The 15616-nt window shown below is 34.9% G+C and carries 16 protein-coding genes; 8 read left to right on the plus strand and 8 right to left on the minus strand.

Translation table 11 applies throughout. The annotated features are described in order from the left end of the window. Window positions 1–47 precede the first annotated feature (47 nt). On the plus strand, window positions 48–668 hold the full coding sequence (locus GQR98_RS07795; RefSeq protein WP_159019026.1) for a thioredoxin family protein: 621 nt from the start codon (window positions 48–50) through the stop codon (window positions 666–668). On the opposite strand, the gene GQR98_RS07800 is transcribed toward GQR98_RS07795, so the two are convergent. The 3 genes from GQR98_RS07800 to GQR98_RS07810 are packed head-to-tail and all read right to left on the minus strand — an operon-like array spanning window position 665 to window position 2922. Further along, the gene (locus GQR98_RS07800; protein WP_233268097.1) at window positions 665–1381 is read right to left on the minus strand and encodes an energy transducer TonB; all 717 of its coding nucleotides are present in this window, start codon (window positions 1379–1381) and stop codon (window positions 665–667) included. The two genes, GQR98_RS07795 and GQR98_RS07800, sit on opposite strands and share 4 nt — an antisense overlap. 52 nt (window positions 1382–1433) lie before the next feature. Beyond that, window positions 1434–2126 carry a tRNA pseudouridine(55) synthase TruB gene (gene truB / locus GQR98_RS07805; RefSeq protein ID WP_159019027.1) on the minus strand — a complete coding sequence of 231 codons (693 nt, stop codon included), beginning with the start codon at window positions 2124–2126 and terminating at the stop codon, window positions 1434–1436. Window position 2127: 1 nt separating this feature from the next. Continuing rightward, complete coding sequence (locus GQR98_RS07810; protein ID WP_159019028.1) at window positions 2128–2922, minus strand: undecaprenyl-diphosphate phosphatase; 795 nt, start codon at window positions 2920–2922, stop codon at window positions 2128–2130. 134 nt (window positions 2923–3056) lie between these two features. Here GQR98_RS07810 and GQR98_RS07815 point away from each other — a divergent pair, with 134 nt between their 5' ends. Then, complete coding sequence (locus GQR98_RS07815; protein ID WP_159019029.1) at window positions 3057–4178, plus strand: glycerate kinase; 1122 nt, start codon at window positions 3057–3059, stop codon at window positions 4176–4178. 77 nt (window positions 4179–4255) lie between these two features. Here the strand turns inward: GQR98_RS07815 and GQR98_RS07820 are convergent, their stop codons facing one another. The 3 genes from GQR98_RS07820 to GQR98_RS07830 all read right to left on the minus strand — a co-directional run bounded on the left by GQR98_RS07820 (window position 4256) and on the right by GQR98_RS07830 (window position 6516). Then, window positions 4256–4510 carry a DUF3098 domain-containing protein gene (locus GQR98_RS07820; protein WP_159019030.1) on the minus strand — a complete coding sequence of 85 codons (255 nt, stop codon included), beginning with the start codon at window positions 4508–4510 and terminating at the stop codon, window positions 4256–4258. Window positions 4511–4583: 73 nt separating this feature from the next. Then, window positions 4584–5462 carry a cell division protein FtsX gene (locus GQR98_RS07825; protein ID WP_159019031.1) on the minus strand — a complete coding sequence of 293 codons (879 nt, stop codon included), beginning with the start codon at window positions 5460–5462 and terminating at the stop codon, window positions 4584–4586. 139 nt (window positions 5463–5601) lie between these two features. After that, window positions 5602–6516: a DMT family transporter gene (locus tag GQR98_RS07830; RefSeq protein WP_159019032.1), complete on the minus strand. Its 915-nt coding sequence runs from the start codon at window positions 6514–6516 to the stop codon at window positions 5602–5604. 174 nt (window positions 6517–6690) lie between these two features. On the opposite strand from GQR98_RS07830, the gene GQR98_RS19330 reads away from it, so the two are divergent. The 4 genes from GQR98_RS19330 to ald all read left to right on the plus strand — a co-directional run bounded on the left by GQR98_RS19330 (window position 6691) and on the right by ald (window position 11418). Continuing rightward, window positions 6691–7692, plus strand: a complete 1002-nt coding sequence (locus GQR98_RS19330; protein WP_262885145.1) for a class I tRNA ligase family protein — start codon at window positions 6691–6693, stop codon at window positions 7690–7692. 50 nt (window positions 7693–7742) lie between these two features. Further along, complete coding sequence (locus tag GQR98_RS19335) at window positions 7743–9671, plus strand: class I tRNA ligase family protein (RefSeq protein ID WP_262885147.1); 1929 nt, start codon at window positions 7743–7745, stop codon at window positions 9669–9671. 86 nt (window positions 9672–9757) lie between these two features. Beyond that, complete coding sequence (locus GQR98_RS07840; RefSeq protein WP_159019033.1) at window positions 9758–10030, plus strand: SemiSWEET family sugar transporter; 273 nt, start codon at window positions 9758–9760, stop codon at window positions 10028–10030. A 287-nt stretch (window positions 10031–10317) separates the two neighbouring features. Beyond that, window positions 10318–11418 (plus strand): alanine dehydrogenase, encoded by a 1101-nt coding sequence (gene ald / locus GQR98_RS07845; RefSeq protein ID WP_159019034.1) that lies wholly within the window; start codon window positions 10318–10320, stop codon window positions 11416–11418. Between the two features lie 218 nt (window positions 11419–11636). Here the strand turns inward: ald and GQR98_RS07850 are convergent, their stop codons facing one another. Both GQR98_RS07850 and GQR98_RS07855 read right to left on the minus strand, forming a co-directional pair. Beyond that, window positions 11637–12398 (minus strand): hypothetical protein, encoded by a 762-nt coding sequence (locus GQR98_RS07850; RefSeq protein WP_159019035.1) that lies wholly within the window; start codon window positions 12396–12398, stop codon window positions 11637–11639. Between the two features lie 54 nt (window positions 12399–12452). Beyond that, on the minus strand, window positions 12453–13868 hold the full coding sequence (locus tag GQR98_RS07855; RefSeq protein ID WP_159019036.1) for an SDR family oxidoreductase: 1416 nt from the start codon (window positions 13866–13868) through the stop codon (window positions 12453–12455). Between the two features lie 179 nt (window positions 13869–14047). Between GQR98_RS07855 and GQR98_RS07860 the strand changes: the two genes are divergently transcribed. Then, window positions 14048–14746: a zinc metallopeptidase gene (locus GQR98_RS07860; protein WP_159019037.1), complete on the plus strand. Its 699-nt coding sequence runs from the start codon at window positions 14048–14050 to the stop codon at window positions 14744–14746. A 39-nt stretch (window positions 14747–14785) separates the two neighbouring features. After that, a complete protein-coding gene (locus GQR98_RS07865; RefSeq protein ID WP_159019038.1) occupies window positions 14786–15490 on the plus strand; it encodes a Bax inhibitor-1 family protein in 705 nt (234 codons plus the stop codon). The last annotated feature ends 126 nt before the right edge of the window (window positions 15491–15616 follow it).

The raw sequence follows: 15616 nt of genomic DNA on the forward strand, positions 1-15616 counted from the left end.
AATCAAGGTACAAGATACTAATTTTGTATAAGTTAAAAAAGAATATTATGAGTAACTCAATTATAAATTCCGGATTAAAAAACAGTGTAACTTACCAAGCTTACAGAGATTTGGTTAAAAACCTGGTAGAAGAAAATGCAAGTACAGGCCCTGTGCAAAATGACGATTTGGCTAACTATACAAGGCTTAATGATAAGCGTATGAAACGATGGGACAAAACTATTAAAATTACTGAAGACGATAGAAAAAAAATAGAAGCTTTTGATAAAAAATCGACTTGGTTAGTTATTACAGAAAGCTGGTGTGGCGATGCTGCCCATGTTTTACCTGCTATTAATAAAATGGCAGAGTTGAATGATAATATTGATATGAAAGTGGTGCTTCGTGATGAAAATCTAGAACTTATCGATGCGTTTTTAACTAATGGTGGTCGTGCAATACCTAAAGTTATCATGATTGATGATGCTACAGGTGAAGTTTTAAACACCTTTGGACCAAGACCAAGTGAAGCAACTAATTTAGTGAATAGATTTAAAGCTGAAAATGGTGGCTTAACACCAGAGTTTAAAGAAGATTTACAACATTGGTATAATAAAGACAAAGGACAAAATATTATTAAGGATGTCGCTAAAATACTTACGGAAGTAAGCCCTGTTAATGTGGCTTAATGCTTCCCTACGAAATTAAAAGTAATACTTCCAATTTGAGATGCCTTGGAGCCATCGCTACTAAATCTCGATTTTTTAGCGTATTCCAAGGCATGTTTGATTAAACAATCGTTCGATGAGTTGGACGATCTGTTTAAATATGCATCGGTAACATTTCCGCTAGAATTTACTTTAATATTTACAACTACTTTACCATCAACTTCACATAGATAAACAGGAATAGGGATGTAGATTTTTTCGCGATTAGAAAGCGAAAAGCTTATGGTACTTTTTGAGTTATTAGCTTCGTCTTTTTGTTTTTTAAGTAAGTCGTTTACTTTATTGAAAGATGATAGCTGGTCTTTATCAAGTTTAGAGTCTATAGTCTCATATTTTTTAATGTATGATTCATCAGTACTTTCCTCGTTGCTTTGGCTTTGCGGTACATAATCTTCGGGTGGTGCAACCGTTGTATAAGCTTGCGCAAAATGTTTGCTTTTTTGCGTTTCGTTAAAGGCCGAATTAGTCTCTGCTTTAGTTTTATTAAGCTTTTCGAGCGCTTCAAGTGTTTTAACGTCTTCTATAGTAAGTTCTTTTTCGGGTTCTAGTTCGTAGTAACTTTCGGCAGCTAATTCATTCTGCAGTTTAAGGCCCATATTGAATATAGTAAGCACTACGGTTCCTGAAATTAGGAGCGTAATAAGTAGGGCTTTATGTTGATCTGTTAGGTTCAAATCGATGGGTTTAATAGCAAATGTTTAATAAATATACGCAAAAGTATTGATACTAGACTTTTAAGGATGCAATGAAGTCTTCGATAGATTCTCCCTTTGCAACATTGAAGTCACCAATTTTGGTTCTGCGCAATGCCGATAAATGAGCGCCAGATTGCAATGCTTTTCCAAAGTCGTGAGCTAGAGAGCGTATATAAGTTCCTTTGCTGCAAACAATTCTGAAATCAATATTTAAATCATTAATTTTTGTGATTTCGAATTCAGAAACTTGCACTTTTCTCGATTTAATTTCAACCGTTTCTCCTGCGCGAGCGTATTCATATAGACGTTTTCCGTCTTTTTTTAATGCTGAAAATATAGGCGGGAATTGTTCAATATCACCTGTAAATTGCGCAGTAGTACTGTGTATTAAATCTTCGGTAATATGTGCGGTTTCAAAGGTTTCATTTATCTCGGTTTCCAAATCGTAAGATGGCGTAGTGCCACCTAAAACAAATGTACCTGTATATTCTTTTATTTGACCTTGAAAGGTGTCAATTTGTTTGGTCATCTTTCCGGTACAAATCACCAATAAACCTGTGGCTAAAGGATCTAAAGTTCCGGCATGACCAACTTTTATTTTTTTTATGTTGAAAGCTTGGCGTATTTCCCAACGTAGTTTATTCACCACCTGAAAAGAAGTCCAGTTTAGAGGTTTATCAATTAATAGTACTTCTCCAGCTTGGTAATCGTCAACAGTTTTCATCTTAATTTAATAAAGCGTAAATAATAGCAATAACTCCTACCGCTAAGCAATAGATAGCAAAATATGATAATTTACTTTTCTTCACTAAAGAAATCATCCAAGTACAAGCAAATAAACCAGCAACAAATGCTGCTACAAAACCAATGGAAAGCGCAGTAAAGTTTCCGCTATCATAAGTTAAATCACCACTTAAAAGGTCTTTTGCTATTTTTCCAAAAATTAAAGGCACAACCATTAAAAATGAAAAACGCGCTGCTTTTGTTTTATCGTTTCCTAATAAAACCGATGTGGAAATTGTTGCTCCAGAACGCGAAATACCTGGTAACATTGCAATAGCTTGAGATATACCAATAATAAATGCGTTTTTAAAAGTCACGTTTTTGTCGGTGTCTTTAGCTTTATCGGCTAAGTATAATAAAATAGCGGTTACAATAAGCATGCAACCTACGAGTAAAATATTACCTCCAAAAAGAGATTCTAGTTGTTCTTCAAAAAATAAACCAACAATAACTGCTGGAATCATGGAAATTGCAATTTTAGAAATAAACTGTAAATCTTCGTTCCATTCAAATTTTAGAGCGCTTTTTATCAAGCTTAAAATATCTTTTCTAAAAATAACTATCGTACTTAATGCTGTTGCAAAGTGAAGTACTACAGTAAAAAGTAAACTTTCTTCCGGAACAGAATTATCGCCCAAAATGGCTTTTCCTAGTTCTAAATGTCCACTTGACGAAACGGGTAAAAATTCGGTAAGTCCCTGAATAATACCGAGTATAATTGCATCTATTATTTCCATGGCGCAAAAATATTAAAATTGAGGTACTAAAGGGAGAATCTTTTATAAATTTTAAACTTTAAAAGTGGAAATGCTAGGTTAGGTCATTATTTCGTATCTTTTCTACTCCTATCTTTTTAGTAAAAGTAAAGGTTATGAAAATTGTACTCGCACCCGATAAATTTAAAAATTCTTTAACCGGTATGCAGTTTTGTCAAGCTGTTGAGGCTGGTATTCATGCTGTAAATCCAGACATTGGTATTTTAAAGTTACCACTTGCCGACGGAGGAGATGGTACTATTGAGGTGGTTAATTTTTATTTAAATGGACAGGTTGTTGAGGTCGATGTTAGTAATCCGTTTTTTGAACCTATAAAAGCGAATTATCTCTATGCTGAAGCGTCTAAAACAGCTTTTATTGAAATGGCTGAAGCTTCGGGTTTAAAACTTTTAAAACGTAAGGATTTCGATTGTAAAAATGCCACCACACTCGGTACAGGAGATATGATTTTGGATGCTTTAAATAAAGGCGCTAGAACTATTATTTTAGGTATTGGAGGTAGTGCAACCAACGATTGTGGTATTGGTATGGCAACAGCTTTAGACTATCGTTTTTTAGATGAAAAAGGAAAGGAAGTTGTGCCTACGGGATTTAATTTATTAAATATTACGTCTATTGATGCCACTAATGTACATCCTAATATTAGCGAAGTTAATTTTAAAATAGCCTGCGATGTTACCAATCCGTTGTACGGAGAAGATGGTGCGGCTTATATTTATGCAACTCAAAAAGGAGCAAAGGCACGCGATGTTATTTTATTGGACGATGGCTTAAAATCTTTTGCTAAAATATTACAATCTATTTTTGGTGTCGATGCGCAAAGTATTCAAGGTGCAGGTGCTGCCGGCGGCATGGGGATTGCTTCAAAAGTGTTTTTAAATGGTACGTTAGAGCGTGGTATTGAGCTTATAAAAGACTTAGCTCAGTTTGATAAGCAATTGCATGGTGCCGATTGGATTATTACAGGGGAAGGCAAGCTAGATACGCAAACCATGTCTGGAAAAACAATACAAGGCGTGCTATCTTCCGCGAAAGCGAAACAAATAAAAGTCGCTGCCTTTTGTGGATCTATAGATTTAGAAAATGATAACGCTAAAGATTTCGGGATAGAATATACCGATGCCGTTATTAAGTATTCGAAAAGTTTAAATGATGCTATGAAAAATAGCTATGGCTATGTAGAAAAAATGGCAACTACGTTTGCTAGACAATTATAAAAGTGCGTTTGTTTTCTATGGGCTACTCATTTCTACCTAAGGAGAAATCGAACAAGAGTAAGTTAATCTAACTCGTCTTACTTTTTATTCGGATTTAATAAAATGGCATAAACTTGAAAGCCAAACCCAATAAGAATAAGCATTGGTGCCAAACGGATACGTCTCCAGCTAAAAATTTCTGGATTAAAAACTGCAGGATCGTCGCTACCACCACCAGACATTAAAATAAAACCAAGAGCAATAATTGCTAAACCAATAAACATGAATTTATAGTTTTTCTTGCCAAATACAAAGGTGGCTTTTGCTACTTCTTTTTGTTTTTTATCTTCCATAGTGTTTGTAAGTCATGCAAATTAACAGAATTAATTCAGAATTTCTGTTAATGTTGTTTTAAATTTCTTTCGCCTAATAATACAGCTCGTCTGTTTTTAAATTTAAGAAACGTTGTGTTGCAAAATGTGTGCTTATCCAAGTTATTAAAATACCTAGCGCGAAAATAACGCCAAATAAAACAGCTATTAAAATCGGGTTGCTTAGTAGTTCTAATTCGGCAAAAGTTTTGTTTAAATAATACAATACAACGGCCATACCTATTAAGGCTAATATAGCGCCAATAATACCTAAACGTACGCTTTTCCAAACAAACGGACGGCGAATAAAGCGTTTTGTAGCGCCTACCATTTGCATGGTTTTTATTGTAAATCGTTTAGAATATACTGCCAAACGAATAGAACTATTTATCAATAATACCGCAATTAAAGTAAAAATACCACTGATAACTAAAACCCAAAAACTAATTTTTTTAACGTTGTCGTTCATGAGGTTTACTAGGTCGTTATCATAAGTTACTTCTTCTACAAAGTTTTTATGTAACGCTTCCGCAGAAATTTTTTCAAGGTGTTCCGAGGTTACAAAGTCTGCTTTTAAGTGTACATCAATCGAGTTCTGTAAAGGGTTATAGCCCACAAAATCCATAAAATCTTCACCGTTTTCTGCTTTCATAAATTCAGCAGCTTGTTCTTTAGAAACGTATTCGGTAGATTTTACATAATCGGCCATAGCCAAACTTTTTTCAAGTTGTTTGGTTTCAACCTCTTTAGCCGAATCTTTCAAGTAAATAGTAAGTACTACTTGTTCTTTAAAATGATCAGATACTTTTTTAGCATTTAAAACCAACATACCCAACAGGCCTAGTAAAAATAAAACTAAGGCAATACTTAAAACCACCGAAAAGTACGATGATATTAGTCTGCGTTTTTGATGTTTTTCAAAAGATGAACTCATAAAGGGTGTCGATTAATGCTGTAAAAATAATAAAGAATAAGCAATCTTCATTTATATAAACAGAAACATATTGAAATTGTTATTTTTCAACCTAAAAATATTTCAAAGATTACTAAAACAACTTGGTCCAATTTTACTATTATGCTAGATTTTTAGGCGGTTTGCTAATAATGTAAACGCCAACAACAACCATAAAGCAACTTAGTATTTTAACCAGGTTAATATCTTGTGCGTATTCTTCTTTCATTAATACAAAAGCATAAATACTTACCATAGCAAAACTAATTACGGGTTGTAAATAAATATAGCTACTCGTTACCGATGGCATAACGTGGTTTAGCGCATACAAATTAAGTAAATAGGTAGTGAACGTGGTAAACAATACCACAAAACCAATAACTAAATACGTATTGGTTGTAAAACCCGCAAAATCAGTTTCCATTATAGGTTGAATAGAAAACGGTGTAACAAAAAGTAAACCAAACAAAAACATCCAACAAATAACGGTTAGGGCATTATATTTTCGCATTAGGGTTTTTGCAACAACTAAGTAAAGACCATAGGAGGCAGCATTACAAAACACCAAAAAATTACCGAGTAGTGAGCTTGTGCCTTCAGATTTATTACCATAAGCAATAAGAAAAATGGCGGCAATACCGGCAATTACGGTGCCTATAAATTTGTTCTTCGTCATGCGTTCCTTCAGAATGAAAAAACTAAAAATAAAAACTAAAACAGGCGTAACTGTCATAATAATAGAGGCATCTACCGGCGAGGTTTTATTAATGCCATGAAAGAAAAACAGCATATTGGCCGCTGCACCAAGTAAACCACAAAGTGCCAAGCGTAAAAAATCTTTACGTTCTACTTTCTCTTTTACAAACATAAATTTAAGTGCCCAAAATAGCACAACACAGCAAGCCAAACGGATAAATACAAAAGCCGTTGGGCTAATTTTATGAGGCATAATGCCTTTGGCAATAATATAATTGAGGCCGTAAATAACATTTGCGCCAAAAAGTGCAAAATGGGCCTTGTAGATGTTCGCGTTCAAGGAGTCTTGTTTTAAGCGTGCAAAAGTAAAAGTATCTCGTTAAAACAGCATGTTTTTTAACGGTTTTAACTTATGAAAATAAAAGATTTTTAAGTTGATTTATAAAACGTAAATTTGCGCCGAATATGGCCGTTTTAAAAACGACCTTATAGTAATACGAAAACAAGATATAGGATGATATACGATTTCAATAAAATCGAAGAAAAGTGGCAGAAATATTGGGCAACAAACCAAACTTTTAAAGCCGAAAACCAAAGCGAAAAACCAAAATATTATGTGTTAGATATGTTTCCTTACCCAAGTGGAGCAGGCTTACACGTTGGGCATCCGTTAGGTTATATCGCATCCGATATTTATGCGCGTTACAAACGTCACCAAGGTTTTAATGTATTGCATCCGCAAGGGTACGATAGTTTTGGTTTACCTGCCGAGCAATACGCGATCCAAACGGGGCAACATCCTGCAGTTACTACGGCTGATAATATTAAAACATACCGTCGCCAATTGGATCAAATTGGATTTTCTTTCGATTGGTCTCGTGAGGTACGTACTTCAGATCCGCAATATTACAAGTGGACCCAATGGATTTTTATTCAATTATTCAACTCTTGGTACAATAACGATACTAATAAAGCTGAAGATATTTCTACTTTAGAAAATATTTTTGCCTCAGAAGGTAATGCGAATGTAAATGCTGTTTGCGATGATAACATTGCGCCTTTTACAGCAGAAGCTTGGCAAGGATTTTCTTCGGAAGATAAGCAAAAAGTATTACTTCAATATAGATTAACATATTTAGCCGAAACGGAAGTAAACTGGTGCCCAGCATTAGGAACCGTTTTAGCAAACGATGAAATAGTAAACGGAGTGTCCGAACGTGGTGGTCACCCGGTTTTGCGTAAAAAAATGACCCAATGGAGTATGCGGATTTCTGCTTATGCAGAGCGTTTACTTCAAGGTTTAAATACTATTGATTGGACAGATTCTTTAAAGGAAAGTCAGCGTAACTGGATTGGGAAATCGGTTGGAGCTTCTGTTACCTTTAATGTGAAGGATAGCGATGCTGTTATCGATGTGTTTACAACAAGACCAGATACTATTTTTGGTGTAAGCTTCATGACGCTAGCTCCAGAACACGAACTAGTAGCACAATTAACAACACCAGCAAAAAGCTGAGGTAGAGGCTTATATTTTTAGCAACTGCTAAACGTAGCGAACGCGATAGAATGGCCGATGTAAAAACCATTTCTGGTGCATTTACTGGGGCTTATGCCGAGCATCCGTTTACTAAAGAGCCAATTCCGGTTTGGATTGGCGATTACGTTTTAGCGGGTTACGGTACAGGAGCCGTAATGTCTGTACCTTGCGGAGATGAAAGAGATTACGCTTTCGCGAATCATTTCAATATTCCAATTATTAATATTTTTGATGGTGCCGATATTTCGGAAGCAGCGTTTACAGATAAAGAAAAAACCGTTATCGGGAACAGTGATTTCCTTAACGGCATGAACTATAAAAAAGCGACCAAACGTGCTATTTTCGAATTAGAAAAAATAGGACAAGGTGAAGGTAAAACCAATTACCGTTTGCGCGATGCTGTATTTAGTCGCCAAAGGTATTGGGGCGAGCCATTTCCGGTATATTACGTAAAAGGTATGCCTCAAATGATTGATGCTGCGCATTTACCTATTAAGTTACCCGAAGTAGAAAAATATTTACCAACTGAAACCGGCGAGCCACCATTAGGTAATGCTACAGTTTGGGCTTGGGATACTAATAAAAATGAAGTGGTTTCTAACCATTTAATCGATAATGAAACCATCCATTCGTTAGAACTAAACACCATGCCAGGTTGGGCAGGTAGTTCTTGGTATTTTAACCGCTACATGGATTCTACAAACACCGATGAATTCGCGAGTAAAGAAGCGATGGACTACTGGAAAGATGTGGATTTATACATTGGCGGAAGCGAGCATGCTACAGGACATTTATTGTATTCTCGTTTTTGGCAAAAATTCTTGTTCGATAAAGGGGTTGTGCCTGTTGATGAGTTTGCTAAAAAACTGATTAATCAAGGGATGATTTTGGGGACTAGTGCTTTTGTGTATAGAGTAGTTGCGCTTACTTCAGACGCAAATGATTTTCAAAAAACAACCAATATATATGTTTCTAAGTCTTTAAGAGAAGAGATTATTTCAGAAAAGAAACAAGAAGATAATTTTGTTTTTGATTTAGCTAAAAAGGAGTTGAAAAAATCTTTAGATGAAGATAGTTATCAAAAATTAATTGGAATTGTATTTAATAAAATTCACGTTAAAGTAGAGTATGTAAATGCTTCAGATGAATTAGATATTGAGGGGCTGAAATCGGATAATGAATTTGGAGAGGATTACAAGGATGCTATTTTCATAGGTGAAAAAGGTGAGATAATTGAAGTAGGTAATGACGTTTATAAAGTAGGTCGCGAAGTCGAAAAAATGTCAAAATCTAAATACAACGTTGTCAATCCAGACGATATTGTTTCAGATTACGGCGCAGACAGCCTTCGTTTATACGAAATGTTCCTTGGGCCATTAGAGCAATACAAGCCATGGAATACAGCCGGAATTACAGGCGTGCACAACTTCCTTAAAAAACTATGGAAATTGTATGTCGATGATAACGGATTGAAAGTTTCAGACCAAGCAGCAACAAAAGATGCTTTAAAAACACTTCATAAAACTATTAAAAAGGTTCAAGAAGATATCGAGAATTTCTCGTTCAATACATCGGTTTCAACGTTCATGATTGCTGTAAACGAGTTAACAACTCAAAAGTGTACGTCTAAAGCTGTTTTAGAACCACTTTTAGTGTTGTTGTCGCCTTACGCGCCACATATTGCAGAAGAATTATGGAATCAACTAGGGAATAGCGAATCTATTTCTACTGCGGCTTTCCCAGAGTTCGATGCGAGCCACTTGGTAGAAAGCAGTAAAAACTATCCAATTTCTTTTAACGGAAAAATGCGTTTTACTTTGGAGTTTCCAATGGATATGAGTAAAGACGAGATAGAAAAAACTGTTTTAGCTCACGAAAAAACACAAGAGCAACTTGCAGGCCGTACCCCTAAAAAGGTTATTGTTGTGCCAGGTAAAATTGTAAATATTGTTGGCTAAGGCCAAATAACATATAGAAATAAGCCATCTTATTTTATAAGGTGGCTTTTTTAGTTTAACCTCAATTTATATTATCAAATAAAATTATGTTCGAAATTCAACCCATGGAAATAGTAGGTTTGGTTGCAGCCACTTTAACTACTGCATCATTTGTTCCGCAGGTCTATAAAGCCTATAAAACTAAAGATGTAGAAGGAGTGTCATTAACCATGTTTTTAGCCATGTTTGTTGGTGTGTTGCTTTGGTTGGTTTATGGGTTTTACTTAAAAAGCTTGTCGATGGTTATCGCTAATATTATTACCTCGGTACTTTGCTTAATGATTTTAGTTCTTAAAATTAAACATAGAAAAAAATCATAAAAAAAACGAGTCAAAAAGAGCTGTAAATTGCACTTTTTAAAAGCTTGAAAAATTCCTATATTTTCATAAAAACAAGTGGTTTTTTATCAATACCAATTAAAACCCCGTGTTTTTCGAGCTGTTTTAACCAAAAAAGCGTTTTCCCATTAAATTGATGTGAATTATAGATTGTTTGGTGATATTGGGTTTTAGCTGAAAATAAATTAACAAAATTGCAATATTGGTTATAATGTTAAAAATTTTGTATTAATTTTGTTTCGATTTAAATCTATAAAAAAGCTTAATACATGAAAATTGGAGTTCCTATTGAGATAAAAAATAGCGAAAATAGAGTAGGTATGATACCTTCTGGAGTTTTCGAATTAACTAAAAGAAACCATGAGGTTTACGTACAAACAAACGCAGGTTTTAATAGTGGTTTTCTTGATGAAGAATATATAGAGGCAGGTGCAACTATTTTAGACAGCATAGAAGCTGTTTACGAAATTGCAGACATGATAGTGAAGGTAAAAGAACCTATCGAGGCAGAGTACGAATTAATTAGGGAAGACCAAGTGGTATTTACCTATTTCCACTTTGCATCTAGCGAGCCATTAACTATGGCTATGATTAAAAGTAAATCTATCTGTATTGCGTACGAAACCGTAGAAGATAACGACGGCTCTTTACCACTTTTAATTCCAATGTCTGAGGTTGCAGGTCGTATGTCTGTACAACAAGGTGCAAAATTCTTAGAGAAACCAATTAAAGGTCGTGGTATTTTATTAGGTGGTATTCCAGGAGTTCCTCCAGCAAAAGTACTTATTCTAGGTGCTGGTATTGTAGGCTACCAAGCTGCAAAAATGGCATCAGGTTTAGGTGCACAAGTTACTATTATGGATATTAACATGAAGGCTTTACGTTATGTAAGTGATTCTATGCCAAACAACGTAATTAGTGAGTTTTCTAGTGAATATAACATACGTAAGCATATTGTAGATGCCGATTTAATTATTGGTGGTGTATTATTAAAAGGAGCAAAAGCGCCAAAATTAATAACACGCGATATGTTAAAAGAAATGCGCCCAGGTACTGTAATGGTAGATGTTGCTGTAGATCAAGGCGGATGTTTTGAAACTACACACCCAACAACACACCAAGATCCAACATATATTATAGACGAGGTTGTACATTACACCGTAGCCAATATGCCAGGTGCTGTACCATATACATCTACAATGGGTTTAACCAACGTAACCTTACCATACGTTATTAAATTAGCAAACGAAGGTTGGGAGCAAGCTTGTCAAAACAGCGCGCCACTAGCAAGAGGTTTAAATATTATAAAAGGAAAAATTGTGTACAAAGAAATAGCCGAAGCTTTCGATATGTCTTTAGAAACTGCATAGTTTCTCAAAACACACAAACTATATATTAAATCTGGTTTTAGGCATTATGTCTAAAACCAGATTTTTTTTTGTTTTAAATAATCATTTGGGCGTTACCCGAAAAGGGGCGGGCTATCACTACTCGCTCCCTCCCAAAAGGTCGGGGAGCTCAAACAGGCCGTTCTATCCCTAACGCGAGCTTTCGGTTAAGGTTGTTTTTTTAGTAGGATACAAGTGGTTTAGGCTACGTTATCAGACTTCTGTTTTATAATTTCTAGTATTTGGTTTCTATCATTTTCAGAAAGGACCTCAAGAAAAACTCTGTGACTTTCAGTTTCTCTAGATGTACTATTAACGATATCCAAATAATACCCTTTGTTAGTAAATGTGTCTTTCTGGTACACTCTAGAAATATCTCTATAATTAAACTCCAACATTCCTAACTGGTTCGAAGCTATTCTAATCAAGATCATTATTCTAAACATTCCAAAATTAACGGTAGGATATTTAGGTAAAATAATTTTGGTTGGTTGCACTTCGGCTATTTTTCCAAAGTTCATTTTCTTAAGGGCGAGCTTAATTAGAATAGATGCAATTATTGTCCATAATATTAATTTAACACCACCACCAAATTGCGATTTAAATAAAAACAGAACAAGAAGTACTGCCAGTAAAATCGAAAAAATTGTAGTAATATCTCCTTTAACGTAATATGCTTTTCCGTTTTTTAAAATATGAGGTATTTCAAAAGAATTCATGAATGCAATATTCTCCTTTGTAAAAATTTTGTCTTCCTTTTTCTTTTTGGTGTTGGTTTCAGTATTAGATTTTACATTTGTTTTTTCTTGTGTATCTGCTAACGAAAGGTTTCTTTTAAGTAATTCAGCCTCTAATATTGGTATTACTTCTTTTCTTAAAGATTGAATGTCTTTTGTCGCTATTTCAATTAACTTTTCATCATCAAAATTTTCGTAATTTCTTTTTATATCTTCTAAGTTCATGTTATAAAATAAATAAAAACAATTTCTTTTATTAAGTAGGGTTTTGGGTATGTGTCATTCTGCTAAAGCCTTCAGCATACCTTTAAAAATAAAACCATGGAAAGGCAATACCGAATACCAATACAATCTACCGGCTAAACCAAGCGGTCTAAAAGTTGCTGTTTGGGTAAGTTTACCGTCAACCACTTTAAACTCCAACCAAGCTTCACCCGGAAGTTTCATTTCAGCAAATAAAAGTAAACGACCTTCTTCTTTATCAGCATATAAAACACGCCAAAAATCAATAGAATCTCCAACATTAATGGTTGCCGGATTGGTGCGTCCGCGTCTCAAGCCAACACCGCCAAAAAGCTTGTCCATGTAGCCTCTAATTTTCCAAAGCCATGTACCGTAATACCAACCGGTGTTCCCGCCAATAGCCCAAATTTTCTTTATAGAAGCTTCGCGGTTTTCAATAGCTTTCGTTCTACTATCTTTAAAACAACCAAAAGAGGGTACTTGTATAAATTCCGATATATTAAAGTTTAATCCGCTACTGGAATAAGCATCTTTCCAACTCGACAGAATTTCATTATTTTCAATTTTACTAAAAGCGCGTTTTAAAGCTTCTTCATAACTTAAAGGTGTAATGCCTAAAATGGTATTTATTCTGTTATCACGGCAAACTACTTCAACTTTCATGCTATGTACTAGAGACGATGCTAATTTGTACGATGTTGAGGTTACAAAATAAAGCCAGTACGATGATAGTTTGGGTGTCATTACCGGAACCGTATAAATTCTACGTTTTAAGTTTCTGGCTTTACCAAAATTTAAAAGCATCTCTTTATAGGTTAAAACATCAGGACCTCCAATATCAAAATTCTCATTATAAGTTTCGGGGTTAAACATCGATTTAGAAAGAAAAGCCATAACATCGGAAATGCCGATGGGTTGGCATTTGGTGTTTAACCATCTTGGTGTAATCATAATCGGGAGTTTTTCTACTAAATCCCTAATAATTTCAAAAGAAGCACTTCCGGAGCCAATAATAATTCCGGCGCGTAAAGCTGTAAAGTTGTAATCGCCTTTCGCTAGTTCTATTTCTACATTTTTTCTTGAGCTTAAATGTTTAGAGAGTTCGGTCTCGTTAACAATACCACTTAAGTAAACCACATGATTTACGTTGGTGTTTTTTAAAGCATTCCTAAAGTTTTTGGCAGATGTTTCTTCTAAAGATTTATAATCACCATCCGAAGACATGGAGTGTACCAAATAATAAGCACCATCGATATCTTTTGGAATATGTTCTAAAGAAGCCTGATCTAAAAGGTCTAATTGAAGCACCGTAATGCTTTTTGCAAGAGATTCTGGCGGATTAAACCGTTTGGGGTCTCGCACGCAGCAAATCACTTCGTGTCCGGCTTCAACTAAAACCGGAATTAAACGTTTGCCAATATAACCTGTGGAACCTGTTAGTAGTATTTTCATTATTTAGAATCAGAATGTAGCGATATTAAATCGTTTCATTAATTAATATGTGGGGTTAAACGAAGTTAACCATTTTTTTATAAAGCGCTATGCATCTAAAAATTAACTGACAAACTAGCACAATATGCAATTGGCTTTATTTTTGATATATTTACATTAGAAATTAAAAACGAAACAAAATGATTGGATATTATATATTATTAGGTGCCATAGCGCTTTTAAGTTGGATAGCGAGTAGTACCTTAAAGAAAAAGTTTGCCAAATACTCTAAAATACAACTGAGAAATGGCATGAGTGGCGCCGAAATTGCTACAAAAATGTTAGCAGATAACGGTATTACCGATGTTGAGGTTATTTCTACACCTGGACAATTAACAGATCACTATAATCCAACAAATAAAACAGTAAACTTAAGTGAGTCTGTTTATAATCAAAGAAACGCAGCAGCTGCGGCTGTGGCAGCACACGAGTGCGGTCATGCAGTGCAACATGCGCAAGCGTATCAATGGTTAGGGTTGCGATCTAAATTAGTGCCTGTTGTTAGTGTAACGTCAAATATGTCGCAATGGGTTGTTATTGGTGGTTTAATGTTAGGTGCCGCTGCAGGTTTAGGTTTTGGATACTGGGTAGCTGTTGCGGGATTAGTGATGATGGGTTTTGCAACTCTATTCAGTTTTGTAACTTTACCGGTAGAATACGATGCTAGTAACCGTGCTTTGGCATGGTTGAAAAATAAAAACATGTTGTCTCAAGAAGAATATGCAGGATCGGAAGATGCCTTAAAATGGGCTGCTAGAACATATTTAGTTGCAGCAATTGGTTCTTTAGCGTCTTTAGTATATTGGGCTTTTCAAGTATTTGGTGGCTCTAGAAATTAATACCTATTAATAATTTAAAAATCAATTAAATCCCAAATTATGAATCAAACATTTAATGGTAAGCTTATGGTAAGTCAACTATCTGAAATAGATAGAGTGGCTTTTTATAAAAAAACGTATTCGCATGTTGCGGGTGGTGTTTTGGCATTTATTCTTTTTGAATACTTATTATTACAAAGTGATACAGTTGTAGAGTTCGCTTTATCCATGACGCAAGGTTGGCGTTGGCTTATTATGCTTGGTGGTTTTATGTTTATTACAAACTATGCCGAAGGTATGGCGCTTAAAACGCCAGACAAAAACAAACAATATTTAGCTTATGGACTTTACATTTTAGCCGAAGCTTTTATTTTTGTACCACTTATATACATTGCAGCTTATGCCATGGAAACCGGGCCAGATATTTTAAAACAAGCCGGTATTGTTACCTTGGCTTTGTTTAGCGGATTATCGGCTATTGTGTTTGTCACTAAAAAAGATTTTTCATTCTTAAAAGCAGGATTAACCGTTGGCTTTTTTATTGCTATTGGGTTAATTATCGCTGGTAGTATTTTTGGTTTCAATTTAGGGCTTTGGTTCTCGGTTGGTATGTGTCTTTTAGCTGCTGGTTCAATTTTATATCAAACATCAAATTTGGTAAATAAATATGGCGTTGAAGATTATATTCCTGCTGCTTTAGGCTTGTTTGCTTCGCTAATGCTGCTGTTTTGGTATGTGTTACGTATTTTTATGTCTAGAGATTAAGCATTATAAATAAATACCTTTTGAAGTTTAACATTCTAAGCCATGTTAAATTCAATGTAAAACTTAGTTAAAAACAAAGCTCTGAAAAACAGATTTCAGAGCTTTTTCGTTTCTTTACCATTTCAA

It is taken from the genome of Algibacter sp. L3A6, assembly GCF_009796825.1.
Taxonomy (GTDB): Bacteria; Bacteroidota; Bacteroidia; order Flavobacteriales; family Flavobacteriaceae; genus Algibacter.